The sequence below is a fragment of the Psychrobacter sp. AT9 genome, assembly GCF_047272965.1.
In the GTDB taxonomy this organism is placed as follows: domain Bacteria; phylum Pseudomonadota; class Gammaproteobacteria; order Pseudomonadales; family Moraxellaceae; genus Psychrobacter; species Psychrobacter glaciei.
On record NZ_JBKOTW010000001.1, the window covers coordinates 774996 to 801234 of the forward strand.

General features: G+C 43.3%; 24 protein-coding genes. 16 read left to right on the forward strand and 8 right to left on the reverse strand.

What is annotated here, in order from left to right; genetic code table 11:
* Positions 1-45: 45 nt before the first annotated feature.
* Positions 46-1029 (reverse strand): class 1 fructose-bisphosphatase, encoded by a 984-nt coding sequence (locus ACMFL8_RS03380; protein WP_413190072.1) that lies wholly within the window; start codon positions 1027-1029, stop codon positions 46-48.
* A gap of 389 nt (positions 1030-1418) precedes the next feature.
* Between ACMFL8_RS03380 and ACMFL8_RS03385 the strand changes: the two genes are divergently transcribed.
* The 3 genes from ACMFL8_RS03385 to ACMFL8_RS03395 are packed head-to-tail and all read left to right on the forward strand — an operon-like array spanning position 1419 to position 4299.
* Positions 1419-2492, forward strand: coding sequence for an aspartate carbamoyltransferase catalytic subunit (locus ACMFL8_RS03385; RefSeq protein ID WP_413190073.1), 1074 nt, complete (start codon positions 1419-1421; stop codon positions 2490-2492).
* 54 nt (positions 2493-2546) lie between these two features.
* Entirely contained in the window at positions 2547-3758 is a 1212-nt protein-coding gene (locus ACMFL8_RS03390) for a dihydroorotase (RefSeq protein ID WP_413190074.1), read from the forward strand.
* Positions 3751-4299: a DUF2127 domain-containing protein gene (locus ACMFL8_RS03395; RefSeq protein WP_413190075.1), complete on the forward strand. Its 549-nt coding sequence runs from the start codon at positions 3751-3753 to the stop codon at positions 4297-4299. Before ACMFL8_RS03390 ends, ACMFL8_RS03395 begins: the two co-directional genes overlap by 8 nt.
* A gap of 448 nt (positions 4300-4747) precedes the next feature.
* Here ACMFL8_RS03395 and ACMFL8_RS03400 read toward each other — a convergent pair whose 3' ends face one another.
* The 3 genes from ACMFL8_RS03400 to ACMFL8_RS03410 all read right to left on the reverse strand — a co-directional run bounded on the left by ACMFL8_RS03400 (position 4748) and on the right by ACMFL8_RS03410 (position 9464).
* Positions 4748-6016, reverse strand: coding sequence for a cation:proton antiporter (locus tag ACMFL8_RS03400; RefSeq protein WP_413190076.1), 1269 nt, complete (start codon positions 6014-6016; stop codon positions 4748-4750).
* Between the two features lie 116 nt (positions 6017-6132).
* The gene (locus ACMFL8_RS03405; protein WP_413190077.1) at positions 6133-7749 is read right to left on the reverse strand and encodes a DUF2254 domain-containing protein; all 1617 of its coding nucleotides are present in this window, start codon (positions 7747-7749) and stop codon (positions 6133-6135) included.
* A gap of 161 nt (positions 7750-7910) precedes the next feature.
* A complete protein-coding gene (locus tag ACMFL8_RS03410; protein ID WP_413190078.1) occupies positions 7911-9464 on the reverse strand; it encodes a YihY/virulence factor BrkB family protein in 1554 nt (517 codons plus the stop codon).
* Positions 9465-9785: 321 nt separating this feature from the next.
* Between ACMFL8_RS03410 and wrbA the strand changes: the two genes are divergently transcribed.
* Positions 9786-10403 carry an NAD(P)H:quinone oxidoreductase gene (gene wrbA, locus ACMFL8_RS03415; RefSeq protein WP_201593442.1) on the forward strand — a complete coding sequence of 206 codons (618 nt, stop codon included), beginning with the start codon at positions 9786-9788 and terminating at the stop codon, positions 10401-10403.
* Between the two features lie 40 nt (positions 10404-10443).
* A complete protein-coding gene (locus ACMFL8_RS03420; protein WP_413190079.1) occupies positions 10444-10917 on the forward strand; it encodes a hypothetical protein in 474 nt (157 codons plus the stop codon).
* A 90-nt stretch (positions 10918-11007) separates the two neighbouring features.
* Here the strand turns inward: ACMFL8_RS03420 and ACMFL8_RS03425 are convergent, their stop codons facing one another.
* The gene (locus ACMFL8_RS03425) at positions 11008-11778 is read right to left on the reverse strand and encodes a DUF3108 domain-containing protein (RefSeq protein WP_201593444.1); all 771 of its coding nucleotides are present in this window, start codon (positions 11776-11778) and stop codon (positions 11008-11010) included.
* A gap of 827 nt (positions 11779-12605) precedes the next feature.
* Here ACMFL8_RS03425 and ACMFL8_RS03430 point away from each other — a divergent pair.
* The 3 genes from ACMFL8_RS03430 (at position 12606) to ACMFL8_RS03440 (ending at position 15401) form a co-directional block, all read left to right on the forward strand.
* Entirely contained in the window at positions 12606-12899 is a 294-nt protein-coding gene (locus tag ACMFL8_RS03430) for a co-chaperone GroES (protein WP_025652227.1), read from the forward strand.
* Between the two features lie 96 nt (positions 12900-12995).
* Positions 12996-14645 carry a chaperonin GroEL gene (gene groL, locus ACMFL8_RS03435; protein WP_189586337.1) on the forward strand — a complete coding sequence of 550 codons (1650 nt, stop codon included), beginning with the start codon at positions 12996-12998 and terminating at the stop codon, positions 14643-14645.
* A 378-nt stretch (positions 14646-15023) separates the two neighbouring features.
* Complete coding sequence (locus ACMFL8_RS03440; RefSeq protein WP_413190080.1) at positions 15024-15401, forward strand: hypothetical protein; 378 nt, start codon at positions 15024-15026, stop codon at positions 15399-15401.
* Positions 15402-15553: 152 nt separating this feature from the next.
* Here ACMFL8_RS03440 and yaaA read toward each other — a convergent pair whose 3' ends face one another.
* A complete protein-coding gene (yaaA, locus tag ACMFL8_RS03445) occupies positions 15554-16354 on the reverse strand; it encodes a peroxide stress protein YaaA (protein ID WP_413190081.1) in 801 nt (266 codons plus the stop codon).
* 480 nt (positions 16355-16834) lie between these two features.
* Between yaaA and ACMFL8_RS03450 the strand changes: the two genes are divergently transcribed.
* The 6 genes from ACMFL8_RS03450 to ACMFL8_RS03475 all read left to right on the forward strand — a co-directional run bounded on the left by ACMFL8_RS03450 (position 16835) and on the right by ACMFL8_RS03475 (position 21517).
* Positions 16835-18001, forward strand: a complete 1167-nt coding sequence (locus ACMFL8_RS03450; RefSeq protein WP_413190082.1) for an NAD(P) transhydrogenase subunit alpha — start codon at positions 16835-16837, stop codon at positions 17999-18001.
* A 143-nt stretch (positions 18002-18144) separates the two neighbouring features.
* Complete coding sequence (locus ACMFL8_RS03455) at positions 18145-18492, forward strand: proton-translocating transhydrogenase family protein (protein WP_201574529.1); 348 nt, start codon at positions 18145-18147, stop codon at positions 18490-18492.
* The gene (locus ACMFL8_RS03460; RefSeq protein WP_010196858.1) at positions 18489-19886 is read left to right on the forward strand and encodes an NAD(P)(+) transhydrogenase (Re/Si-specific) subunit beta; all 1398 of its coding nucleotides are present in this window, start codon (positions 18489-18491) and stop codon (positions 19884-19886) included. Before ACMFL8_RS03455 ends, ACMFL8_RS03460 begins: the two co-directional genes overlap by 4 nt.
* Before the next feature lie 159 nt (positions 19887-20045).
* Positions 20046-20609 (forward strand): acyl-CoA thioesterase, encoded by a 564-nt coding sequence (locus tag ACMFL8_RS03465; protein ID WP_413190083.1) that lies wholly within the window; start codon positions 20046-20048, stop codon positions 20607-20609.
* Between the two features lie 94 nt (positions 20610-20703).
* Positions 20704-20913 (forward strand): Fe-S cluster assembly protein IscX, encoded by a 210-nt coding sequence (gene iscX, locus ACMFL8_RS03470; protein WP_010196865.1) that lies wholly within the window; start codon positions 20704-20706, stop codon positions 20911-20913.
* 121 nt (positions 20914-21034) lie between these two features.
* Positions 21035-21517 (forward strand): GyrI-like domain-containing protein, encoded by a 483-nt coding sequence (locus tag ACMFL8_RS03475; RefSeq protein WP_413190084.1) that lies wholly within the window; start codon positions 21035-21037, stop codon positions 21515-21517.
* 190 nt (positions 21518-21707) lie between these two features.
* On the opposite strand, the gene dapE is transcribed toward ACMFL8_RS03475, so the two are convergent.
* Both dapE and ACMFL8_RS03485 read right to left on the reverse strand, forming a co-directional pair.
* Positions 21708-22925 (reverse strand): succinyl-diaminopimelate desuccinylase, encoded by a 1218-nt coding sequence (gene dapE / locus ACMFL8_RS03480; protein WP_413190085.1) that lies wholly within the window; start codon positions 22923-22925, stop codon positions 21708-21710.
* 109 nt (positions 22926-23034) lie between these two features.
* Positions 23035-23790 carry a 2OG-Fe(II) oxygenase gene (locus ACMFL8_RS03485; protein WP_413190086.1) on the reverse strand — a complete coding sequence of 252 codons (756 nt, stop codon included), beginning with the start codon at positions 23788-23790 and terminating at the stop codon, positions 23035-23037.
* Positions 23791-23930: 140 nt separating this feature from the next.
* On the opposite strand from ACMFL8_RS03485, the gene ACMFL8_RS03490 reads away from it, so the two are divergent.
* Complete coding sequence (locus tag ACMFL8_RS03490) at positions 23931-24806, forward strand: 23S rRNA (adenine(2030)-N(6))-methyltransferase RlmJ (protein ID WP_010196880.1); 876 nt, start codon at positions 23931-23933, stop codon at positions 24804-24806.
* 74 nt (positions 24807-24880) lie between these two features.
* Positions 24881-25783, forward strand: a complete 903-nt coding sequence (pssA, locus tag ACMFL8_RS03495) for a CDP-diacylglycerol--serine O-phosphatidyltransferase (RefSeq protein ID WP_227676214.1) — start codon at positions 24881-24883, stop codon at positions 25781-25783.
* Positions 25784-26239 lie beyond the last annotated feature (456 nt).

The following is a 26239-nucleotide window of genomic DNA, read 5'->3' on the forward strand; positions in this document are numbered from 1 at the left end:
AGTGATGGACATTATAATGAGTGTTGCTGGACTGGTTTGGCTGACTTATTGACCAGCATGCTTCACATGTAAGTCTTTAATATAATTGACTTCATTCTTGCTACCGAGCACCACTGGGACGCGCTGATGAATATCCGTCGGTTCGATATCTAGGATACGATTGACAGCATCAGTAGCACCGCCACCAGCACGCTCGATTAATAAGCTCATTGGGTTGGCCTCATACATCAAGCGCAATTTTCCTGCTTTGTGAGCGTATTTGGTATCAAACGGATAAGTGAAGAGACCACCGCGGCATAAGATACGGTGCACATCACCAACCATGGCAGCAACCCAGCGGGTGTTGAAATCGCGACCACGCACACCAGCTTCGCCAGCAATCAGTTCATCGATATACTGTTGCATGGGTGCGCGCCAGTAGCGATAGTTTGAGCTATTGATAGCATACTCGCTTGTATCAGCATCGATTTGGACATGGTCTTCAATGAGTACATAATCATTGGTGTCTGGATCTAAGCTAAACATGACAACGTTATCTGCTATGGTCAATGCTAGGACGGTAGAAGTGCCGTATAACAAATAGCCAGCTGCTAGCTGCTTATTACCCGCTTGCAAATAATCGCTATTTTCACTTGTCTGACCTTGACGCTCATACGGTAAAATAGAGAAAATAGTGCCCACTGCCATATTGATGTCGATATTTGATGAGCCATCAAGGGGGTCGAACAATACCAAAAGACTGCCATCAGCATTGGCGGCGGTAGCATCATCAAGCTCTTCTGAGGCAACACCTGCGCAATGGGTATTTTTTGCCAACGCATCAAGCAATAAATCATTTGCCAGTACGTCTAGCTTTTTTTGCTCTTCGCCTTGGACGTTTTGATTGCCGGCTTCACCCAAGATATCTGCCAACGCTCCTTTTCTAAGCAACTGCGAAATAGTTTTGCCAACGTCTGTGACCGTCATAATGACGTCATTCAGTGCAGGGCTGGTCGCATTGGCGTTTAAATAGTGTGCTAAGGTCGTCATGAGGCTTCCTAATAAATGGCCTAGAAATTTGAAAAAAGATAAGCGCTAAAGCAGTTTGCAGGTAGCATTAACCACTCTTGGAACAGGTAAATATTTAAATAGGTGGTACGGCGTCTTTGTCCCACACACAAAATCAGCTACACTATCTCTGTTATTATTCATTGATAGTTTTAGAAAACTGGTTTTTTATTGTGGTGGGTATAGGTCTATGACTATTATCTAATAGCGCTGCCGAACTTGTTTTACATCGCTTATACTATTAGGGTAAATTGTAGCAAATAAGCGCCTAAATGTCCCTGTATCTGTGCGTATCCGCTATAAATGAACAAACAAAGATGAATAATCCGTTATTATTGACTCATATAAACCAACGATAAAGACTTGTCATTATGTCAAATTCTATTGATAGTAGCGCAACACACACGATCTCACCGACAGATTATGCCAAATTTGACCCCGATACTATTCATCAAAAACTAAATACCTCGTTGAGTCGTCCACAGCTTAATACAGATGGCGGCATCCGGCATTTTTTGGGCGTAGAAGGGTTAAATAAAGCCCAATTGCAGGCGATTATTGCCAAAGCTGAGACATTTTTTGATGATAGTGGACAATTAATTAATCGTCCTGAGCTGGAAGGCTACACGGTGATGAACCTGTTTTTTGAGCCCTCAACGCGCACGCGCACGACCTTTGAAGTGGCAGAAAAACGCCTAGGTGCTAATGTGCTCAATATCGATATTGAACGCTCTAGCACCAAAAAAGGCGAAAGCCTGCGAGATACCTTGTGGAACCTACAAGCCATGACGGCGGATATTTTTGTCGTACGCCATTCTGCTTCAGGCGCTGCCCACTTTATGGCGACCGAAGTCACACCAGACATTGCTATCATCAATGGCGGTGATGGCTGGCATGCCCATCCGACTCAAGGCATGCTGGATATGCTCACCATTCACCGTGAAGCGCCGCGTCCTTTTGAAGAATTATCGGTGGCAATCGTTGGAGATATAAAGCATTCACGCGTCGCGCGCTCGGACATCAGCGCCTTGCAAACGCTAGGCGTTACAGATATCCGCGTCTGCGCACCACGTACATTATTGCCCAAAGGTATTGAGCGTTTTGGTGTACAAGTTTATGAAAATATGGATGAGTGCGTGACAGACTGCGATGTGATTATGGGCTTGAGAATTCAAAACGAGCGTATTGGCTCGCCATTACTGGCGTCATCAAATGAATACTATAAGCACTATGGCATCACTCCAGAGCGGGTCGCACTTGCTAAACCTGATGCGTTGGTGATGCACCCAGGACCTATGAATCGTGGGGTGGAGATTGCCTCTAGCGTTGCCGATGGGGCACAATCTGTGATTTTAAAGCAGGTGAATAACGGTATTGCTATTCGTATGGCGGTATTGTCGCTTGCGATGGAAGGTCAACGCGCTCATCAAGCAGCTAGTAAGTAATCGCTGCCGCGCTGTTTTATTCTCACTTATTTTATTGATACGGTAATAACGCTCATGTCTACTATGCTCAATACTGATGCACCGCTCATTGACCATCTCCCTGATACTTTTAAAGCATCACTTTCAGATACTGCGAGAACTAAGCTGGCTAGCCTTGAGGCTGGACGCGAGATGTGGTTGCTGCCACCGTTGGTTGATTTATGTGCCCGTCTACGTGAACCAGGCCAACAACAACACGGTACGCTAAAGTCAGAAGGTTGCGCTGCTCGAGCCAATGGTTTTTTGCATGTAGTGACGCCACCCGATACCAATCCTATCTTAGAAAACGGCTCGCTGTTAAAAGGTTTGCGTGAGCGCGCGCTTGAAGATGGCGGTATTTATTTGCATATCCTGGGTGCACTAACGGCAGGTTTGGAAGGTGAGCGTCCGTCTAATATCGCAGGACTCAAAAAAGGGGGCTGTATTGCTGTGTCTAATGCGCGTAGACCTTTTGCCAATGACTTGGTACTGCTGCGTACTTTAGAATATGCTGCAACCTTTGGGATGAAGGTGTTCTTTTATCCTAACGAGTCCAGTCTGTCAGGAGATGGGGTGGCACATGAGGGTTATATTGCCTCATATCACGGACTAAAAGGTATTCCATGGATTGCAGAGACTGTGGCCTTGTCTACTCAGCTATTGATGGTCGAAGAGACGGGTATCTCCGCTCATTTTAGTCAATTGTCATGTAAGTCTTCCATTGAGCTAATGCGCTGGGCGAAGGATAAAGGTTTGCCGGTTACTTGTGATGTCGCCATGCATCAGTTGTATTTAACCGATGACAATTTAGAGGGTTTTAATGCCCAAGCTTACGTGTTACCGCCACTGCGCAGTAATACAGATCAGCAAGCCATCCGTCGTGGATTAAAAGATGGCACCATTGATGCGATTTGTAGTCATCATGAGCCATTGAACAGTACTGCCAAAAAAGCGCCCTTTGCCGATTGTACACCCGGTATTTCAAACTTCGATACCTTTATGGCGCTGGCATGTCAACTGGTCAATGATGACGTATTAACGCTAGAGCAGTTGGTCGATAAAATCTGTCTGAATCCTGCAAAAATCGCTGGCATTAGCACGCAATATGAACACATTGGCGGTGCCGTATTGGTCGATCCAAATATCGAGTGGCAAGTCACTGCGCAATCGATGCTGTCAAATGGTAAAAACACGCCGTTCTTTAATCAGAAATTGCAAGGGCGCGTCGTGGAGACGTTCTTTGGCTAATTTTCCCCAACGGGACGAGGATTTACAGACATCTTCGAGGGCTAATCGCCATGACTGGTCAAGTCATGATGATAAGTTGCGCGGTGAATCTAGTGAGTCGATTAAAGCGGTGGCCGTCTATGAAGTGGCTAAAGGGGTCAGCGCGCTACTCGGGGCAGTCGCGTTATGGTTATGGCATACTGACCTTGAGCGTTGGCTCGCCACTGCCACAGAAACTTGGCAGCAGAACTTTGGTCATTTGCTTGCACCGCAAATCGACAGCACTGTGCGGATTGCCCAGCAGGCAAGTAAAAATTGGCCTTTATTTCTATTATTTATATTTGTCTATGCAGCAATACGTTTCATTGAAGCTTATGGCTTGTGGCAAGATAAGACATGGGCCTATTGGTTCAGCGTCATCGGCTACGGAATATTTATTCCTATAGAACTGTATTATTTGATCGCCCGTCCCTTTGACTGGTTTAAGCTGGCTATTTTTATTTTAAACATTATCATCGTTATTGTGGTGTATCGTAATATGAAGCAAAAAGGTCTAATATAAAGCTTTATAGTCAGAGCACTTTTAAACTGCTACGGTGTTGCCCGTCCTAGATGTACTCAGTGTACTATAGTCAATCCACTATAAAAGCGTTACAGCGTTAACCTCGCTTGAGGTATTAAATATACATCTACACTCGGTTGCCTTGTACCACTTTAGAATTGAACCGACTATATCTGCGGTCGGTCGCCTTGTAGTGATTCTAAAATTCCTTGACTATAGATACTGATTAAAAAACCCAGCATAAAGTTAATGGCTTTATACTGGGTTTTTATTATCTGCAAGCTTTTATAATTGATATTTTTATCGTTTACATAGTCAGTGAAAAGTAATATCAATAAATCACGCACTGCTGACATCAATTTTTCTTGTTTGCTGTGCCTGTGCAGACAGAGGCTACAAAAAATTAATATCAGCAGTATCGTAGCGTTTTAGAGTTCTTTGACTATAGCTAAACGGTTTTCTCATCCGTACGAATGCTCTTGGCGACTTTGCCGACGCTCAAGCCTTGCACCAAGATGGAGAAAATGACGACGGCATAAGTGAGTGCCAATAAGATATCGCGCTCTGTGCCCATAGGCAATTGCAGTACTAGGGCAACCGAGATACCACCGCGCAATCCGCCCCATGTCAGTACTTTCCATGCACCAGCTGGCAAGTTAAGTTGACGACTAAAGGTCTTAGTAGTCATGCCAACCACGATCAGCCTTGCTAATAGAGCGATGATAATGGTCAGACCACCTGCGATAAATAAGTTACCCGAATAGGCGATTATCACAACTTCAAGACCAATCAAAACAAACAAAATAGCGTTGAGAATCTCGTCTATTAACTCCCAAAACAAATCAATATAGTGGCGAGTCTTATCACTCATTGCCAGCTCGCGACCGCGGTTGCCGACCATTAATCCCATCATTACCATGGCCAGTGGCCCTGATAAATGCCAATGACTGGCCAGCGCGTAGCCACCTATGACACCTGCTAAGGTTAATAGCACCTCTTCTTGATAACTATCAATGCTCTTTAGTAAATAATACAAAATCGCACCGAGCACTAAGCCAAAGACAACACCGCCACCAGCCTCGACAGCCAAGGTATGTGCCACATAATTAGCGGTCGGAATATCACCGCTAGACAAAATCCCAAGCAGCAAGACAAAAATAACGACGCCGATGCCATCGTTGAATAAGGACTCGCCAGCGATGACCGTTTCGATGCTCTTTGGCGCACCAGCTGATGCAAGGATGCCCATGACCGCAATCGGATCAGTCGGTGATATTAAAGCACCAAACAATAAGCACCACAGAAAGGGTAGGCCAAAGTCAAATAGGGGCAGCATAAAATACAGGGCAGTGGCAATGAGTAACGATGACACTATGGTGCCGATACCTGCAAGAATACCAATGGGTAATTTATAACGTTTTAAATCACTAATATTGACGTGCAACGCTGCTGCAAATAACAGCATAGAAAGCATGCCATCGAGCAGTACTTCAGTAAAATCAAGCTGCTCTAATAAGCTGACTTCATAATCAATGAGCTGGTCAAAGCCTAAAAAGCCCAAAAAAATAGCGGCTATAGATAAGAGAATGGAGATGACCATGACACCAATGGTGGTGGGTAAACCAATAAAGCGATGATTAACATAGGTCAATAAAGCGGTAATAGATAAAAAAATCGCGCTGATTTCAAGGATGGTCAGACTGGTGGTAGATGCCATGAAAGAAGTCTCAGGGTGAATGTAAAGATATCTCTAAGCTAAAAGCTTATGAGTGTTGCGTAAATAGAGTGTTCGTTCTTATCTGCTGGCATTCGATGTGCCAATAACTCAGATCATTAGCTTGATTCTGTCTGTAGCGCTTTATCAATTTGGGCAGCAAACTCACCAACATATGCAAAATATTGATGGGCAGCGTCGTCGTCAAGGATAAATTGCTTTGCCTGTTGGCACATGGCTTTTAGATCATCGATTAATTCGATATAGCTCAGATTTTCCTCGCCTGCGCGCGCGACCAATTTCAGCTCGTGCAGCAGGGTTTGCTGTTGTGCTGTATTTACTCGAGCGTAGTTCAGATCGACCATTGCCTGACAGAGGGCTTTTAGCACCATCAAATCGGCAGTCGCGTAACGGCGTATCTCACCAAGTGAAGTATCAATAAAGTCTGATATTCTTGGTGTATGAGTGACGACAGCTAGCATTGTAAATCGTTGCTCACTGCCAGTATCAGCGTCGTCGTTTTGCGTTGGTGGCGTATAAAAGTGATAAGGACTTGGTGGTTGACGACGCATGATAATACTCAAGCAAGTGGTCAGTGACTGTACACAATTGACCGCCGTTTTGGGATCATTGATACCAGGAGACAGGGCACGCACGGCTATCTCGGTCATTTGTCCTAGACTATAAGCGATATCATTAGAGTGTGTGACGCGCTGCTCAATACGTATGCAGGTGGCAAAGCGCTGCCAAAACATGCCATCGGGTGTACGCGGAATAACAGCCAAGTGTGCTGTCTTCGTCCTTTTTAGGTTGTTTGGATGATCAGCTGGGCGTTGATAAAAATAGCCAATAACGTTTTTGTCAGTGGCAAAATCGCCCAAATTGGCATGGAGTTGCACCACGCCACCGTAGTCTTGTGTCAATGTGATCAACGATTCTAGATAAATTTGTTGTAAGTAACCACAGCTTGGCGAATAGATAGTCGTCTTCGGCCAAGCGTAAAACTGCTCAACGTCATTGTCTTCAACATCACGCTGATGTGTGATATCACACTGGTCACTATACCAATGATAAATACTTTTAATCGCATCGTTGCTGGCATTTTGAATGACATGCGATGCTTGAATGGCATGTACCATATGTTGGACAAAATATACCAATAACAAGGCACAGATAATCGCCATGATAATGGCAAAGGTTACTGCTAATTGCGGCACACCAAACGCAACGTCATACTTATGAATCGACTTTAAGACCAATAAACTATAACTAAAGGTACCGATAAACGCACCAAGGACAAATTGGTTTGGCGTATCTGTCAAAAAATTACGTAACAATCGCGGCCCAAATTGCGAGGAGGCCATCGATAGTACGGCAATAGTTATCGAAAACGTGGTGCCTGCGACGCCAAGTACCGCCCCTGCAATCGCGGTCATAATTGCGCGTGCCGCATCATCATCGCCCGTAAAGGCAAAACTTAGCTCCCTGACGGTTTCACGGTCAAAGTGCTCATCAATCGTGACTAAGATAGGCGCGAGTATTATACCCACGAGTACACAAGCAGTCGGGATAAACCAATAAGAGCCAATCAAATGCTCCCAAAGGTTTCTAAAGCGATCAGGCAAGTCGGTTAGCGTCTTTAGCGACCATAACTGTGCGAGATTTTTTAATCCGTTTTGTCCTGTATTGACAGCGCGGGTAAAGAGGCTGTTTTTAGCATGGTCATTGGCTGCCATAGGTATTGAGGTATCCAAAATAATAGTTATTTGACAGTTATATGGCTTGGTTGGTTAAAATTCATCATCAGTTCAATATAAGAAATTACGGCAAGCATGACATCCAACCGGAGTGGGTTCCCTCGCTAACCGTACTCTTACCGCTCAATTACTGATGTTACTCATATTGCTTTTGGATTGTCTGCTTCAGTAATGATAGTGTTTTTACCTTCGCGTCTACCAGCATCGGTTTTTACTGGTTGTTCGCCAGTGTCTTTAGGAATAACAATTTCATGGTCATGATTGTCGCAGTCTACATCGCTGTCTTTATCATACGCCACAGGGTCAAAATGCGGGACATCATTATGAACATCTGAAGTATCTTTGGCTAATTGCTGAGTTGGGGTAGTCATCGTTTTTCTAAACAGTTTGTCCCTCTTATGCGGATGAGAGCTTGCTTCGTCATTTGCTGATTTTTTGCGAGGCTCGCTGTTTGTGAAGATAGTGCCCAATGGTAAGTTTAGCTGTGCTTTGGCAAACGCCTCAGTATTCTCAAATCGAGTAACCAATAAGCTTAGCCAAGGTTTCTGATCTTCTTGATTCATCTCGTCCAGCTCATCCTTGATAGGTAACGGATAAGGCAATGTACGATAAAAGTCCCATAACGTCATGTTGCGCAAGTCTTTTTTGAGCACATAGTCATCGTCTTCGGTCATGGTAATGAGATTGCTATCTTGCAGATAGTTAATATAGGTATACCACTTTGGTAACTCTTTGCGGCCCAGCACATTACGTAGTGCTTGCTCGCTAACCGCTTCACCCTCTAAGTGATGGGTATACACGAGATTTAGCATGTCTAACAAGCTAAGCAGCGGATGGCGTGGGTAGACTTCCTTAGTTTCAAAAATCGTCAAGGTATAACTAATCTCAACCCCTAATAAAATTAAATTCCAAGACAAATATATCCATAATAAAAAGATAGGTAGCGCGGCAAAAGCACCATAAATCGCCTCGTAACTGGTAAAGTTTGCCATCACAGTACCAAAAAGATGCTTCATCAACTCAAAGACGATGGCAACAAAGATACCAGCAATCGCAGCGTTTTTTGCTGGCACGCGAGCTTTTGGGATAAACCAATACATCCCGATAAAACCAGCGATGGTGATGCCAATTGAAACGGCTTGTACCCAAAAAGACCAATCAATGCCATAACCCGCAATTTGACGGTTTAAAAAACTCAGGCTTTGGACGGTACTCGATGCGATAAATGCCGTACCCAAAACCAGCGGTCCTAGGGTAACGATGGTCCAATAGCGCAGCATGCTTTTGATGCCACCTGAACGATTTTCTACGCGCCAGATTTGGTTAAAAGCGCGCTCAATGGTCGTCAAAGTCATGATGGTCGTAAAAAACAACACCATCGCACCAATGATGGTGAGGTTTGATGATTTTTCCGCAAAGCTATTGATATACTCGCTGACCTGCATGCTTGATTGTGGCAGCAAGTTGCTATAAATCACCTCATAAATCTGTGCTCTGACCGAAGCCAATGCTGGTACTGAGGATAAAATCATTAGTAGCACCGTTAATATCGGTACAATAGATAGCATGGTCGTATAGGTAAGTGACGCCGCTTTTTGTTGGCAGTTGTCTTCAAAAAAATGCCGAATCAAAAATCGTAAGAACTGAAACCAGCGTTGGTGTAAAAATGGGATTTTTTTTAATAAGTTTTCCATGTCGACCATTTAGCAGCGATAAGAGTGACAATAGTGTAACAAAAATGTACTATCCGCATCTGCCAAATAATTGTGTCAAAATGCACAGCGGCAACCGTTAACGGGTTTGGCTCGCTACAATGTCAAGCAGCGTTTGTTTGCATGTCAGTCAATGACTGGGGCATAATGTGCACATATATTCTGGTGTTTAATCCTGCACGATACATGGGCATAGAAGTGGCTGCGCAAAAACTGACAGCCTAATGGCAGCGTAAAACGCTGGTACACTGCGAATACTGCTAAAGACAATAACGTCGATGATTTTATGAGGAAGTTTTGCTAATGAGTCAGACCACCCCTTATGTTTTGGTGCTTTATTATTCGAGTTATGGTACGACTAAGACATTAGCATATGCGATTGCACAAGGGATTGAGGATGCTGGCATGACCGCACGTATCCGTACTGTGCCTACCGTTGCACCCGAAACCACGGCAAGCAAGCCTGCGATACCGGACGACGGTGATTTGTATTGCACGATGGATGATCTCAAAGATTGCAGCGGTCTGGCGCTGGGTAGTCCGACGCACTTTGGCAATATGGCCGCGCCCATGAAATACTTTTGGGACAATACGGTCACCCTTTGGCTGGCAGGCAATCTACAAAACAAACCAGCTTCGGTATTTACAGCGACCGGCTCGATGCACGGTGGTCAAGAGACGACACTGCTGACCATGATGTTACCGTTGATGCATCATGGTATGATGATCGTGGGTATACCGTATGCAGAACCCGCCCTCAATCGTACCAATCGTGGTGGTACGCCTTATGGTGTGAGTCATGTTAGCGGCGCGTTGCATGATCAACCGGTATCTGCTGATGAGCGTGAATTGGCAATTGCGCAAGGTCGTAGACTTGCCATTACGGCGACGGCTTTAGCACAGGCTAACTTTGGTCGCTAAGCCGCACTGATATATTGCTTATAAGGAAAAGATACTTCTAATGGCTATTAACCGTTCTGATAACGAGGCTAATGCCCCAATAGAGAATGCTGCTGATGCTGGCAAACCTACTGCACCGATGCGTCAACGCTTGCTGCTCACGTGGTTGGTTTGGATGGCATACCGGTTACTGGCCTTGCCGATTATGATTAGTGTTTTTAATCCGACTAGCCCTGATATCATTGGTGGCATTGCTTGGCAAACGCTGTGGTTGATTCCGGCTTTTATCTTGACACCAGTAATATTACGCGGCCGCTCTCCCTATATGTTATTGATTGGCAGTATGCTGACCTTAGTATACTTAGGGGCTAGTGGGGTCGTGCTGTTTACTCGTTTTTATGGCAGCAGCGTGATTGAAATTCTGGTCTATTTGCTTGATTTTGTCTTACTATTTGCAATCAATGTTTGGTTGTTTATTTTACTAAAGCGTCTGCCATCGATGAATAATGTCGTTAAGCAGCCTCGTTCTCGCTAGTCGTTCATTCTTGATTTACCAGCATAAAAAAGCGGCGCTCTACATTAGAGCGCCGCTTTTTTTCGTCTTTTTACTGGTGTGATAAAAGCCTTAATTGACTTTGGTTAATTCTAAGTCCATCTTTTTGCCATCGTTAATCTGACTTACTTTTACCGGTAAATAATCTAAGCTTGGCGCTAACCAAAAACTGGTAGAGCGGCTATTGTCATCATGGATACGATCGACACGCACGGTATCAAAGGTACCAGCTGGCACAGTGATTTTGGTATTGCCAGATTTTTTAAAGGGTGTTTTCTCAATTTTATCTTTCTTCGCCATATAGTAATTACCTGAGAATTTACCGTTCAGTAAATCTTGGCGAATTTGCACCTCAAGGCTCAAATCATCAAAGGCTTGCTGCGCCATACTCATGGTTGAGGTTTTACCTCTATAGTTACTGGTGACCTTTTTGCTACTTGGGTTAAAGTCTAATTTATGTGTACGTCCAATACCTAGGAGCTTATAGGTGGTACTGGCCTGAGTTGGGATCACATTGTTACCATTGATGGTAAACGTACTATTTTGTGCCGCACTTGCGACGCCAGCCACCCGTGCATTGACATTGTACTTCCATGTATTGCCCGATTTGTTGAGCGTACGGGTAGCCGTGCCTTTATATTTGTCTTCAACGGTAAAGCTATAATTGGCGTTCGATGGTTGAATGGTTTTTGCGCTGGCAAGGGTAGGTGCGGTCATACTTAAAGCTCCGATAGCAGCAATACTAGCGCCCGAGGTCAAGGCAGTTAAGAGTTTGGACTTGCTACGTGTGGTGTTGTTAGAATCGGCTATTGATGACTTTTTATTTTTTGATAAAAAACTCATGGATGTTCCTTAGTTAATATGATGCTGATATAGCAGCTTTTATCGATAGTTCTTATTATGTTGATAGCTTATATTTCTAGCCCCTATAATGGTCATACTCTGTTACATTTTCAAGAGCAACAGCAGACTGGCACGTGTAGTGCTTGTAGCAAATGTTGCTATAAAGCTTAATACAACGGTTAGAGGTAACTTGCTGTAAAGTCAGAAATAAGAGACAAATAAAACATAGGTTTTATATTAAGTACCGCGATTTAGCAGCCTTTTATCCAGCCAACATTCCTCAATATATTCACTTCTCATTTTTCCAAAGTTAGTACATGGTATTTGCCAAATACTATTAAATGATAGAAAACACTGAATACCGAATTATCATTAGGGTCTGTTGAACATTGAAATGTGGAACTGGCAGTGGCTATTTTTTAGACAATACGCAGTGAAATTTTTGACGCCTAGTCATTCTAGGGTAGACAATTTCGCCATGTATTGGCAAAAAATAGCCCTGCCCTGAAAGGCTGAAGCTAAAACCACCCCAAATGTTGTTGTAAACCTAGCTAAGGTCTCGATATTATCGTTGGTTTACGCCTAGTTTGGGATGATTTTAGCGATCAGCAGTCCTAATATTTGAATGTTCAACAGACCCTAGAATAATCTTGTAAATTTTTGGCGTTTACACTTGAAGCTAGCCCATCTTGCCCCCACTTTTTGATACAAGCTCAAAGCTTATCTTTAGAATGCTGCTTTTAAGCGGTAATGCTTATAGATATTGGTATTGAGACCATTAATTCAAATAAACCCTTATTGTAAATAACTAAATTATTGGAGACATATTGATGAATATTCGTCCTTTACATGATCGTATTGTTGTCCGCCGCATAGAAGAAGAAACAAAAACGGCTGGTGGTATCTTGCTTCCTGGTTCTGCTCAAGAAAAGCCTTCACAAGGTGAAGTGCTAGCAACTGGTAACGGTCAGATTCGTGACAACGGTGAAACTCGCGCGTTAGATGTAAAAGCTGGCGACAAAGTTTTGTTCGGTCAATATGCTGGTCAAACTGTCAAGGTTGACGGCGAAGAACTACTTATCATGAAAGAATCTGACGTATTGGGTGTGCTAGAAGGCTAGTCCTTTTGAGTATTAATTTATACTCAGCGCATTTTTGACAATATCATTGAAACATTTAATTGCATTCTCATACTTATAATAGTGGAGTAATTTAACATGGCAAAAGACGTAAAATTCGGCATAGATGCCCGTAAACAAATGATGGACGGCGTAAACGTTCTAGCAAACGCAGTACGAGTCACACTAGGCCCTAAAGGTCGTAACGTGGTAATCGATAAGTCGTTTGGCGCACCTACTATCACTAAAGATGGTGTTTCAGTTGCTAAAGAAATCGAGCTTGAAAACAAATTCGAAAACATGGGCGCTCAATTGGTCCGTGAAGTCGCTAGCCGTACCAACGATGTTGCTGGTGATGGTACGACTACTGCAACGGTATTGGCTCAGTCAATCTTGCAAGAAGGCATGAAATCAGTTGCCGCTGGCATGAACCCAATGGATCTAAAACGCGGTATTGATAAAGCGGTACGTGCGGCTGTTGAGCAAATCCATTTGCTATCTACTCCAGCTGACGATTCAAAAGCGATTGCCCAAGTTGGTTCTATCTCTGCCAACTCAGACACCAAAATTGGTGAATTGATTGCGCAAGCGATGGAAAAAGTCGGTAAGCAAGGCGTTATCACTGTTGAAGAAGGTTCAAGCTTTGAAGATACCTTAGAAGTTGTCGAAGGTATGCAGTTTGACCGTGGTTATATCAGCCCGTACTTTGCGAACAAGCAAGACAGCTTAACTGCTGAGTTTGAAAACCCATATATCTTGCTAGTCGACAAAAAAATCAGCAACATCCGTGAGATTGTGCCATTACTTGAGCAAGTCATGCAGCAGAGCAAGCCATTGCTAATCATCGCTGAAGACGTAGAAAATGAAGCATTGGCAACTCTAGTTGTGAACAACATGCGTGGCGGCTTAAAAACTTGTGCCGTTAAAGCACCAGGTTTTGGCGATCGTCGTAAAGCGATGCTAGAAGATATCGCAACGCTAACTGGCGGTACGGTTATCTCTGAAGAGATTGGTCTGAGCCTTGAGACTGCGACTCTAGAGCAACTTGGTACCGCTAAGAAAGTCACTGTCGGTAAAGAAAACACCGTTATCGTCGATGGCGCTGGTAACAAAGCAGATATCGAAAACCGTGTTGAGTCTATTAAACGTCAAGTTGAAGAATCAACGTCTGACTATGACAAAGAAAAGCTTCAAGAGCGTATGGCTAAACTGGCTGGCGGCGTTGCCGTTATCAAAGTTGGCGCTGCGACTGAAACTGAAATGAAAGAGAAGAAAGATCGCGTTGATGATGCGTTACATGCCACTCGTGCAGCGGTTGAAGAAGGCGTTGTCCCTGGTGGCGGTGTTGCTCTAGTTCGTGCAATGAATGCATTGTCTGAGCTACGTGGTGATAATGACGACCAAAATGCTGGTATCAATATCTTACGTCGCGCGATGGAAGCACCATTACGTCAAATCGTGACCAACTCTGGCGAAGAAGCCTCAGTGGTAGTCAACGAAGTGAAGAGCGGTAGCGGTAACTACGGTTACAACGCAGCTTCTGGCGAATATGGCGATATGCTAGAGATGGGTATCCTTGATCCAGCTAAAGTAGCTCGTTCAGCGCTAGAGAACGCAGCATCTGTTGCCGGTCTAATGCTAACCACTGAAGTTATGATTACTGATTTGCCACAAGGCGATGACGGTATGGCTGGCATGGGTGCTGGCGGTGGAATGGGCGGTATGGGTGGAATGGGCGGCATGATGTAATTTTACTTCTGCTGCAAAGCGATTTTTCTTCGTCAGATGCGCTTAATATACAAAATGTACAATAGGTACTATTTTCGCTAGTCTTCCTCGACAAATCGCTTTTCGCTAGAAATATTACCAACGTCACAAAGTCTGTTTAATCATAAAAGCCCTGTTATCGAAAGATAGCAGGGCTTTTTTTGCGTTTAATATAAGAGTTAGCGTCACACAGAAAAACCCCAGCGAGCTGAGCTTACTGGGGTTTTTGATATCAAATGTGATTAATATTTCTAATATCAATTTAAATTTTCAATTAACTGATTATTAAGATATAGTTGTTATAGCGAATATATTCGCTATGAGTCACAAGCAACCAATCAAACCAGAAGGAATTAACAGATGAAAATACTATCGATTGTGATGGCAGTATCAGCGTTAGCTCTATTTTCTGTTCCTAGTTCAGCTGAATATAAATTTCAGAATAGTATGCAAACGTCTCAAAAAGCGATGAGCATGTCTCGGGTTGAACGGCCACAAGTGATGCAGCTGTCGTTTAATAACAAAGAACGCAATACCAATGAAAAGGAGATTTACGAAAAGGTTATGAAAAATGCCAAAGCGAGCGGCTTTGAGATCAAAGAAATAGAGGCGATGAAAATAGCACATATCGTCAATGGCGCTTTAGATAATGAGCCGCCAGAAGCAGCGTCTATTAATATTAAAGTGACTATTCATCTAAAAAGACCAATTAAGATAGAGGTTGAGATTTCTCTATAATTTATTCGTTCTCTCATCAACAATTTTAAAAGCCATACTTTATGAGTCACTTACTCTATATACATAAAATAAGACCCTAATAGACTTTATATTTATTAGGGTCTTACAATTAGAGATTAATCACAGGCAGAGGTTGATTGAAGGTATTACTGCTACTGATTCGCCTCATCCCGTCTAAACGTCCACGTCTTATCATCAGAAGCATCTTCACAATAGTAGTATCCAGCCAAATCAAATTGCTTTAGCTGTTCAGCATTGGTCAGCTTATTATCTGCCGCATATTTCACCATTAGTCCACGCGCTTTTTTGGCATAGAAGCTAATGACTTTATATTGGCCATTCTTTTCATCTTCAAATCGCGGCGTGATAATTTCTGCATTCAACGCCTTTTTCTTCACAGACTTAAAGTACTCATTAGAGGCTAGGTTAATCAATACTTTGTCATCGCTATCGGCCATACGTGTGTTGATAGTGTCAGTCACGTCTTCGCCCCAAAACTCATAGAGGTTAACACCGCGCTCATTTTTCAGCTTGGTGCCCATCTCTAAGCGATACGGCTGAATTAAATCCAATGGTTTTAGTACGCCATAAAGACCGGACAAGATACCCAAATGTTCATTGACGTAAATGGCGGTGTCTTTGTCCATGTGATACATATCAAGACCTGTATAAACATCTCCATCAAACAAATAACCTGCAGGTTTAGCATTACTGTCCGTAAAGTGAGTATTAGCACTCCAAGACCAGTCCTGATTACGCTGTGCATTCAGCTGTGCCAAATCATCAGAGATGCTCATCAGCTCTTGCAAATCAATCGGCTCTTTCGACTTCAGGATTTTCATCAGTGCTTGTGAGTGCTCAATCAGCTCAGGCTGACTATAGTAGTTGCCTAAATTGACTGGCATAGCATCTTTTTCATTCAAAGATTTGGCAGGGGAGAGTACAAAATACATCGTTATTCCTTATTATAGTGAATCAATGACCGACCTATTGAGGTGTCAAGCTTTCTCATTATACGATATACACAGGTTTAACTTGACTTACTCGTCGCGGTTTTGTATTTTTTAACAGTATACTGGTAGTTTATAATTATGTCACAGGTCGTTACTGGTTCTCTTAGGCTACGTACCATAAGGGCTGACAAGTTAGTTGAAAAATAAAAATTTTTAATATAACAATAAAAGTTATACAGATGGTGTAAATGCCTAACTTTTTATTTTACTTGTGGGTCATCATTAGTCAATGAAAGTTAGCCGATGATATCTCTATAATAAAAAGGCATGATGGCAAACCAGCTATCATTTATTAAATTGATAATCTTTGGTCGTTAATGTTAAACCAGTAGTGACCAAAGGTTTTTTTGTCCCCTGTGCTTTTTCAATGTGCGTTGAGGGTATTAAAAGTAGTCATTAAGACGTAAGTAAGGAGACGGTATGAAAATCGGTGTAATCAGTGCAGATATCGCGAGCGAAAGTCGCGTAGCGATAACCCCAGACGCAGTCAAAAAATTGCGTAAGCTTGGGTTTGAAGTCGTCATACAGTCAGGTGCAGGTCAAGCAGCATATTATGCTGATGAGATGTATCAAGCTGCCGGTGCCGAGATTGCCAGTAGTAGCGCCGAGGTCATTACACAGTCTCGAATTATTACCACGGTCAATGACTTATCTGCTGCGGCGATAGAACATTTGACCACGGGTCAAATCGTCGTTGGTATGCTCGATCCGTATCGTAATACACAGCTAGATGCTTATGCTGCCAAAGGCGCTACTGCTTTTGCGATGGAGTTATTGCCGCGCACATTGTCACGCGCACAGAATATGGATGTCTTGTCATCACAAGCCAACCTTGCCGGCTATAAAGCGGTATTACTGGCAGCCAATGAATACTCGCGTCCTTTTCCAATGTTCATGACCTCAGCGGGTACAGTTAAGCCTGCCAAAGTGGTCATCTTAGGGGTTGGGGTTGCAGGTTTGCAGGCCATTGCGACGGCAAAGCGTTTAGGCGCAGTGGTAGAAGCCAGTGATCTACGTCCTGCTGCTAAAGAGCAAGTTGAATCCCTAGGCGGTAAATGGCTTGATGTACCGATGAGTGAAGAAGAAGCGCAAAAAGCCAAAGCGACAGGCGGCTATGCGTGGACACCATCAGCACAATATATCAAAGACCAAGCCGCTGTGGTAGACAAAGCGTTAAGCAATGCCGATATCGTGATTACGACAGCGCAGATTCCTGGTCGTAATGCTCCGCGCTTGGTACATGGAGCAACACTTGTCAAGATGAAGGCAGGCTCAGTGCTGATCGATATGGCTGCTGGAACGGGCGGCAACGTAGAAGGCAGTGTGCCTAACGAAACCATCACTACGGACAATGGCGTGCGTATCGTTGGTGCCGCCAATATTCCATCGATGCTAGCGGCGCAGTCTTCAGATTTGTATGCCAATAACTTGGTTAACTTTATCACGACCTTAATTGCGCCTGCTGGCGATGACGCTTCAGCAAGTGACACATCAGCTAACTTGGTACTTAACTTAGACATGGAAGACGAGATTCAGGGCGCACTGGCGGTGACACATGACAGTCAGGTACGACTGGCCAAACGCTAGTTTGACTGGCTAAGTTTTGACAGCCTGTCATCACAACATTGTCACTACTAACGTTGTCACCATACATTTGCCAGTAACGAATAAATTTTTAGGAGGATAAGATGATTGCCACTATTTTAGCTGCCGCGCCAGCCGGTGCCGCCATGAGTAGTACACCATTTGTAGCGATTTTCACTGTATTTGTGCTCGCTATTTTTGTTGGATACTACGTCGTTTGGGGCGTCACGCCTGCATTGCACACGCCACTGATGGCTGTGACCAATGCTTTATCAAGTATTGTCATTGTTGGTGCGATGCTACAGACCGTCACGATTGATGGCTCTATATTTACACCAACCAGCTTGCTGGGTGCCTTTGCGGTATTTCTAGCCAGTGTCAACATCTTTGGTGGTTTTGCCGTGACTGAGCGTATGCTTGCGATGTTTAAACCCAAAGTGAAAAAAGCACCCGCTCTTGAAACTGGGACGACTGAAAATGGAGGCAACGCATGAATGATTTTTCAACAATGATTGCGGCAAATGCAGATTGGTTTTACCTAGTCGGCGCTATTCTTTTCGTTTTAACCCTACGTGGTTTATCTAGTCCAAAAACGGCTATTCGCGGCAACCGCTTTGGTATGGCGGCGATGGCGATTGCTGTTGTGACCACTTTCTTCTTAGCAGAAGGCCCTGTTCTTTGGTTGATTATTGGTGCCATGGTATTGGGTGCGGTCGTCGGTATGTGGAAGGCAAAAACGGTCGCGATGACCCAAATGCCAGAAACTGTTGCCTTGATGCATTCTTTCGTCGGTTTGGCAGCAGTTGCGATTGCCTTGGCAACCGTATTGCATACTGAGCAGCAGCATGGCGCGGTTGCTCGTGTCGAATTGTTCATCGGTTGCTTTATTGGTGCGATTACTTTTTCAGCGTCAGTATTTGCTTTCGGTAAATTGGCGGCGAAGAGCTGGGCCAAAACATTGGTCGGAGGATGGGTCAAACCTGTCCAAGCGCTACTGTTCATTGCGATGATCGGGTTTGGTGGCATGTATTTCGTCACTGATTCATTACCTGCCTTTTATGCAATGGCAGTGATTGCGGTCATCTTTGGTTGGATGTGGATTGCACCAATCGGTGGCGGCGATATGCCAGTGGTTGTATCACTATTGAACTCATTCTCAGGTTGGGCAGCAGCGGGTATTGGTTTTACCCTCGGCAACTCAATGCTTATTATCGCAGGTTCGCTGGTCGGCTCATCAGGTGCGATTCTGTCTTATATCATGTGTAAAGCCATGAACCGCTCATTACTCAACGTATTGTTCGGTGGTATGGGCACGTCAGCTGTGGCAGCAGGCGGAGACGATGGCGCGCCAAAGAACTACAAGGCTGGTTCAGCAGAAGATGCTGGCTTCTTGATGGCTAATGCCAGCAACGTTGTGATCGTACCGGGTTATGGTATGGCGCAAGGTCGCGCGCAGAATGCAGTAAAAGAGCTGTATGAGCTGTTAAAAGAAGAAGGCGTTAATGTTCGTTTTGCCATTCATCCAGTTGCTGGTCGTATGCCTGGACACATGAACGTCCTATTGGCTGAAGCGGATGTGCCTTACGATGACATTCTTGAGATGGATGAGATTAACTCAGACTTCGCTAGTACGGATGTGGTCTTGGTCATCGGTGCCAACGATGTGGTCAACCCATCTGCAAAAGATGATCCGACTTCTCCAATCTTTGGTATGCCAATCTTAGAAGTCAGTAAAGCGCAAACAGTGATGGTTATCAAGCGTTCGATGAGTACGGGTTATGCAGGACTTGATAATAGCTTGTTCTACATGGACAAAACCATGATGATTTTTGGCGATGCGAAAAAGATGGTAGAAGAGATGGTACGTAGTATCAATGGCGCTCATTAATCTTTAGAGTAAGCGGTTAAATATTTACTTCTAAATATAAGCTTTTAAATAAAAAAGTCACTGAGGTGGCTTTTTTTGCGTTAAGGTACGCCTCGCTTATATTCAATCATTGTTTACATCAAATAAGTTTATACAAAATAAGAGTTAAGAAGGTTATTTATGAATATGTTGATACGTTTTTTTATTATGGTTAGTTTGCTAAAACAACAACTTAAGCAGCAATCAGTGAGTGAGACGCTCAGTATAGAGACATTGACTGCACCGACAGTTCGCCATTATCGAATCTTGCCACATGATATGGGTTTTCGCGACCATCTACCTAACTACCGTTACCTATCTTTTATTGAGCTAAACATTACGCGATGGGTAATGAAGCACTGTCATCAAAAAGGCATTAAGCCCCTAAACTGGGTCATCGCCATGCAAGAGATGATTTATCTTAAGCAAATTAAGTTTTTGGACAAAATGACGCTCAGTAGTGCAGTCGCAGGATGGGATCACAAATATGTATATTTTGAGCATCGCTTCTTTGTAAAAAACCAGCTAATGGGCGTCGGCATGACTAAGTTTGTTTTTACAGACGATAATGGTATGCGCACACCAAAGGTATTGGATATGACAGGCGAGCAGATGACGAATACGATTACCACGTGGAATGAACACCAAGTAGCAGTTAAATCTACCAAATCTGCTGAGCCAGCTGAAGCAACAGAGACAGCTTAACGAACTTGCCTATAATCATAAGACGAATTTTGGTAGGATGGGGGCTATTAAAGCGATAACATTTTTTCTTAAAATTAAAAAAGAAGGTACCATTATGATCCCACAAAAACTAAAATGGACAGACAGCTTGGATATCGCTATCGAGCTTTATGAAAAATTCCCAGAGACCGATCCACAGTACATTCGCTTTACTGACTTGCATCGCTGGGTGACTGAGCTTGAAGGCTTTGATGATGATCCACAAAAATCTAATGAAGGCATCTTAGAAGCCATTCAGATGAACTGGATTGATGAAGCGGATTAGAGTAACTTTGCTACTAACTATAAGCTACTAACTATAAGCTACGTACTCTATAAGCAACTATCTATAAGCTACGTACTACTTCAAATAAAAAATCGACTAAATATACAGGACAGGCGCTATCATGACTTCACAAATTAAAGAGCTATCCGAAGCGATAGTTTGCAAAGGCATCAGTGCTCGTACCACTAATAACGCTGAAATCAGCCATGACACTGCTAAATTGGGTCGTTTATGGCAAAAATTCTACCAAAGTCATGTGAAGCAACTTTCTGAAGGTGAAGACATTTATGGTGTTTTTCATAACTATGAGAGCGATGATTTAGTAGGCGCTTTTGATGTCGTGGCAAGTTGGAAGGTAGACAGCGAGCAAGAGCAGCAAAGCGCTGGTAATCTAGTAACGGTCAGCATTCCTGCAGGGAAATACTTGGTATTCTCTGAACAAGGTCGAATGCCTAATACAGTGATGAACGCTTGGGAGAATGCTTGGACTTACTTTAACGATCCAAGCTGTGAGCATACTAGAACTTATCAGGTCGATTTTGAGCAGTATATCGGTGGTAATCTAGAGTTTGGGCAAATAGATCTTTATATTGGTATTGAATAAAGCTATTCGTGTTATAAGCCGCCAAAAGACAGTTTTTATCTAAAATTGGCTGCAAAAAACATGAAAGTGCATTGATAAAAGCTATCAGTTAGTAATTAACTTAAGTTATTGAATTAATGCCTATCAAAATCATAAATAAAAAAGCGCCAATCTAAATCAGATGGCGCTTTTTTACTTTAAATAACTACAATTAGTCCAGTAGTAAATTTTCTAAAATCCCCTCATAAATCTGCGCAAGCTTTCCTAAATCATCAACTTCGACTTTTTCATCAACTTGGTGAATCGTGGCATTACGCACGCCAAGCTCAACCACTTGTGCACCCGTTGGCGCAATGAAGCGTCCATCTGATGTGCCGCCAGACGTAGATAACGTAGTATCAACATCGGTCACTGCTTTAATCGCACGCTGGCAAGCAGACACTAGCTTACCTTCTGGGGTCAAAAATGGCTGACCTGACAATTTCCAATGGATATCATAACTGGCCTTATTCTCTAAAATCTGGCTATCCGTAAAATACTTATCAAAAATGGCGTGCGTTTTCGCCTTTAACTCATCTTCGGTCGTTTCCGTTGAAAAGCGGAAGTTGAACACGACTTTAAGTGTCTCAGGAATGACGTTAGTCGCGCCTGTGCCACTATTTATATTAGAAATTTGTAGAGACGTCGCAGGGAAGTAGTCATTGCCGTTATCCCAAGTGGCGTTTGTCAGTTCTGCTAATGCTGACATAGCGGCATGGATAGGGTTGGACGCGAGATGCGGATAAGCGACATGACCTTGCTTACCAGTGACAGTTAGCACCGCACCCAATGAGCCACGACGACCATTTTTGATAATATCGCCCAACGTATCGGTGCTTGATGGCTCGCCAACCAAGCAATAGGTAATTTTTTCTTGACGTGCTTCTAAGGTTTCAATGACTTTGACTGTGCCGTTAATTGATGGGCCTTCTTCATCTGAGGTGATTAAGAAAGCAATAGAGCCGTTATGCTTAGGATGATTAGCAACGAAACGCTCGGCTGCGACAGTAAAGGCGGCAATACCTGTTTTCATGTCAGCAGCACCGCGAGCCCATAGATAACCGTCAGCGATAGTTGGTGTAAATGGTGGATAAGTCCAATTGTTTTCATCGCCCGTTGGCACGACATCCGTATGCCCAGCGAAACAAATAACTGGATCGGTTGTACCACGGCGCGCCCATAAGTTTTTGACTTCAGCATGCTCGCCAGTCTTATCTCTATCGCCAAAATACATAAACTCGCAGTCAAACCCCGCTTGCGCTAATCGTTCTGACAACATATCTTGGCAGCCATCATCATCTGGGGTGACGGAAGGTCGTTCCAATAACGCAATACTTAAATCTAGAGTTTCTTGCTGATGGGTAGGGTTTTCTTTATTGGAGTCAGACATGAATAAACCTTTTTTATTATAAATTAAGATGATAAATATTTGATATTAAACGCTAAGATAGAGCCAGTCGCTGCTTCGTATTTTCTAAGGGCTTTACATTCTAAGGGCTTTACATATTGTCTTCAACGAACGGTACCAAGCCATCACGGCGCATCCAAGTCGCAATAGAGTAGCGTTGACGATGAGCGATTTGTACTTGATGCTGTAGATCGCTAGCAAATATGATCAATCTGTTGGCGACAGGCATGACGTTATGATGAATGCCATGTGTATCGACGATTTCTAGTGCGCCGCCGTCAGTTGATGCCCATTCATCATTGAGATAAAACACTGCCGAAATAACACGTTCGTCACGACCAGCCGGATTGTCACTGTGCCATTGATAGCCAAAACCAACTGGATAGCAAGCATAATGCGCTTCACTATGACGAATACCAGCAAACAAACTGCGATTGAACAAAGCGGCAAGTGTATTGATACTTTGCAAATAATAATAACCAGCAAAGAAATTTTCCGTGATCCAGCGGATTTTATCACCACGAATATCACTGAGGCGAATGCCAGCAGTCAGCTCTGCATCACGATAGTCAATAAAACCACTTTCCGCTTGTAGCGCCAATAATGCAGTACTGTCAAAGACATCATCAATGATTAGCCAGCCATCCTCTACAAACTTATCAAACTGCGTATCTGTTAGCTTGTTTTCCCAATTAACGTCAAAGTCAGATGTTTGAAGGACGTGTTGAGTTGGCGGCTCATGGCTATAGTCTTCACTTGGGACAAACAGCATGGGCGGATTATCCTGACCGATTGGCTGATCGACAACCAATTGTGTCACCTCAAGATTGCTAGTAATCTTCGTCATTTCGTCTCGCCGTTATCAATAAACACTCAATTAGCTGACAATACACAGCCAATCGATGCCTTTTTACCAAAACCATCGTTATCTTTTACTCTGCCTATGCTACCATAGATGCAATTTTTCTTATTTAAACTTTTGAACTTATGAACTATAAACACGCCTACCACGCTGGTAACTTTGCTGATGTGGTCAAACACATTTTATTGGTACAATTACTCAACCAGCTGGGGCAAAAAAACAAACCTTTTTATGTGCTTGATGCTTATGGCGGTCGTGGATTGTATTCACTTGCTAGTGAAGAGGCGCGCAAGACAGGAGAAGCTAAAGGTGGTATCCAATCTTTAGTAAAGGCCGATGTCGAAAAAGCACCGCCTGCTGTCAAAGACTATATAGAAGGTATCAAGCAAGCCCGTTTCACTTATGACAAAAAAGTCTATCCGGGTTCGCCTTGGTGGATTGCGCATCATATCGAAAAAAATCCAGATGCAGGCGTGCGCGGCGAAGCGTTTGAAGCCAAAGCCAGTGAGTACGATGCGCTTAACTATCAGCTACATAAATTGCCAATCGGCATTCATCATCGTGATGCGTTTGAAGGTATTCGTGCCGTTATTCCACCACAAGAACGTCGTGGTCTCATATTTTTGGACCCTCCTTACGAGCAAGAACACAAAGACTTTACTCGCCTGATCGACCTATTGGTGCACTCTTATAATAAGTGGCCACAAGGCACATATGCATTATGGTTCCCGATCAAAAACATTGAAGCGGTAGAGCTGTTCTATAAAAAGCTAAAACGTACTGAAATGAGACGTCAGTTGGTTTGTGAGCTGAATATTTATCCTAACGATATCGCCGTGGGTCTTAACGGCACAGGAATGCTGATTATCAATCCGCCATGGCAGTTCGATAACCATGCGCGTGAAATTCTACGTTTCTTGCAGCCAGTACTAAAAGTTGCCAACGCCCCAGATTTAACGCCTGATAGTGCGACCAATGTGCGCTGGCTCGTCGGCGAATAATAGCGCCAGTAAATAAGGGTGTCAGTAAATAACGGGGTCAATGAATAGCAATGTCGGCCAATGAGGATATCAAGATGACAAACGTGCAACCACCTACCGGCCAACCAAACAATGCGCCTCAAAACGATGGTTTGCTGCAAGATAATGCAGCCACCCAGCCACCTTTTGTTGATGAGCATGAGTTTAATATCCGCTTAGCGGATAATGACAGCTACGATGGCTTGACCTTTGAGGTGATTGAGGCAGAAGTTGCTGAAGGGAAACGTGTGGTCAGTCGCGGTGTGTATTTAGCGCCCAATTTGATCACTACGTTGTCATTACTGTCAGGCTTTTACTCGATTTTGGCGAGTACGCAAGGTGAATTTTACAAAGCCTCTTTAGCCATCTTTTTATCTGCCATTCTTGATGGGGCAGATGGTCGCGTCGCCCGCATGCTCAATGCCCAAAGCCCGTTTGGGGAGCAGTATGATTCTTTAGCCGATATGCTAGCCTTTGGCGTTGCACCTGCCATCTTGATTTATAGTTTTGCGCTACAGCCCTTGGGTCGTATTGGTCTTGGCTGTGCCTTTGTATTCACGGCTTGTGGTGCTTTCCGCTTGGCACGGTTCAATGTGCAGGTTGGTACTGTCGACAAAAAATACTTTGTTGGTTTAGCAAGTCCACTTGCGGCTATATTGGTCACCTCAGCTGTGATGGTAGCGATAGACCATAATCAGTGGATAGGACAGTACGATACACTTGTCATGTTCTTGTTCGCGGCTTGGGTCGTTATTTGCGGTTTACTGATGGTCAGTAATGTTAAATACTACAGCTTTAAGGAATTTGACAAAAAGAAAGTACCGTTTGTGGTTCTTATCATTGGTGTGCTGGTCATGAGTATTGTGCTTTATGACATCCCTGTTGGTATTTTAGCGATCGGTATTATTTATGCTTTATCAGGTATCGTGACTACGATAAAAGCAAATTTTAAACACTAAATTTGATGTCTTCCATATCTTATTTTAGACTGCTATTAATTATTTTCAAACTTTAATCATTTAAGTTAGTTAATGCTAAAACAACTCTAAGTATATCTTGTAAGAGCCGCTTATTTATTAATAAGCGGCTTTTTTGTGTCTTATAAAAAATCATTATTCTCTTTATAACTTGTATATCGTCATACATAGGTCATTGAAGTTATCTATATTCAACAGATAACTTCAATAAATAAAAACTCTGTACGCATACATGTCATAGCCAGTATTTTTTTCTAGCATCACGATATATTCTTTAAAGGATATATTTATATGTTACACATTAAAAACAATGACTTTACAATCAGCATATAATATTCCAATATGTGTCCATAACGTTTCTTTTTATATCCAAACAGAATATAAATATTTCTAGAGATGAGAGGTTCACCTCTTAAAGTTTTAAAAAGAATGTCTCAA

Excerpts from the sequence above, each read along its gene's own strand:
- ACMFL8_RS03380 (WP_413190072.1), bottom strand. The coding sequence starts at position 1,029 with ATGACGACCTTAGCACACTATTTAAACGCCAATGCGACCAGCCCTGCA.
- ACMFL8_RS03385 (WP_413190073.1), top strand. The coding sequence starts at position 1,419 with ATGTCAAATTCTATTGATAGTAGCGCAACACACACGATCTCACCGACA.
- ACMFL8_RS03390 (WP_413190074.1), top strand. The coding sequence starts at position 2,547 with ATGTCTACTATGCTCAATACTGATGCACCGCTCATTGACCATCTCCCT.
- ACMFL8_RS03400 (WP_413190076.1), bottom strand. The coding sequence starts at position 6,016 with ATGGCATCTACCACCAGTCTGACCATCCTTGAAATCAGCGCGATTTTT.
- ACMFL8_RS03405 (WP_413190077.1), bottom strand. The coding sequence starts at position 7,749 with ATGGCAGCCAATGACCATGCTAAAAACAGCCTCTTTACCCGCGCTGTC.
- ACMFL8_RS03410 (WP_413190078.1), bottom strand. The coding sequence starts at position 9,464 with ATGGAAAACTTATTAAAAAAAATCCCATTTTTACACCAACGCTGGTTT.
- wrbA (WP_201593442.1), top strand. The coding sequence starts at position 9,786 with ATGAGTCAGACCACCCCTTATGTTTTGGTGCTTTATTATTCGAGTTAT.
- ACMFL8_RS03420 (WP_413190079.1), top strand. The coding sequence starts at position 10,444 with ATGGCTATTAACCGTTCTGATAACGAGGCTAATGCCCCAATAGAGAAT.
- ACMFL8_RS03425 (WP_201593444.1), bottom strand. The coding sequence starts at position 11,778 with ATGAGTTTTTTATCAAAAAATAAAAAGTCATCAATAGCCGATTCTAAC.
- groL (WP_189586337.1), top strand. The coding sequence starts at position 12,996 with ATGGCAAAAGACGTAAAATTCGGCATAGATGCCCGTAAACAAATGATG.
- ACMFL8_RS03440 (WP_413190080.1), top strand. The coding sequence starts at position 15,024 with ATGAAAATACTATCGATTGTGATGGCAGTATCAGCGTTAGCTCTATTT.
- yaaA (WP_413190081.1), bottom strand. The coding sequence starts at position 16,354 with ATGTATTTTGTACTCTCCCCTGCCAAATCTTTGAATGAAAAAGATGCT.
- ACMFL8_RS03450 (WP_413190082.1), top strand. The coding sequence starts at position 16,835 with ATGAAAATCGGTGTAATCAGTGCAGATATCGCGAGCGAAAGTCGCGTA.
- ACMFL8_RS03455 (WP_201574529.1), top strand. The coding sequence starts at position 18,145 with ATGAGTAGTACACCATTTGTAGCGATTTTCACTGTATTTGTGCTCGCT.
- ACMFL8_RS03460 (WP_010196858.1), top strand. The coding sequence starts at position 18,489 with ATGAATGATTTTTCAACAATGATTGCGGCAAATGCAGATTGGTTTTAC.
- ACMFL8_RS03465 (WP_413190083.1), top strand. The coding sequence starts at position 20,046 with ATGAATATGTTGATACGTTTTTTTATTATGGTTAGTTTGCTAAAACAA.
- iscX (WP_010196865.1), top strand. The coding sequence starts at position 20,704 with ATGATCCCACAAAAACTAAAATGGACAGACAGCTTGGATATCGCTATC.
- ACMFL8_RS03475 (WP_413190084.1), top strand. The coding sequence starts at position 21,035 with ATGACTTCACAAATTAAAGAGCTATCCGAAGCGATAGTTTGCAAAGGC.
- dapE (WP_413190085.1), bottom strand. The coding sequence starts at position 22,925 with ATGTCTGACTCCAATAAAGAAAACCCTACCCATCAGCAAGAAACTCTA.
- ACMFL8_RS03485 (WP_413190086.1), bottom strand. The coding sequence starts at position 23,790 with ATGACGAAGATTACTAGCAATCTTGAGGTGACACAATTGGTTGTCGAT.
- ACMFL8_RS03490 (WP_010196880.1), top strand. The coding sequence starts at position 23,931 with ATGAACTATAAACACGCCTACCACGCTGGTAACTTTGCTGATGTGGTC.
- pssA (WP_227676214.1), top strand. The coding sequence starts at position 24,881 with ATGACAAACGTGCAACCACCTACCGGCCAACCAAACAATGCGCCTCAA.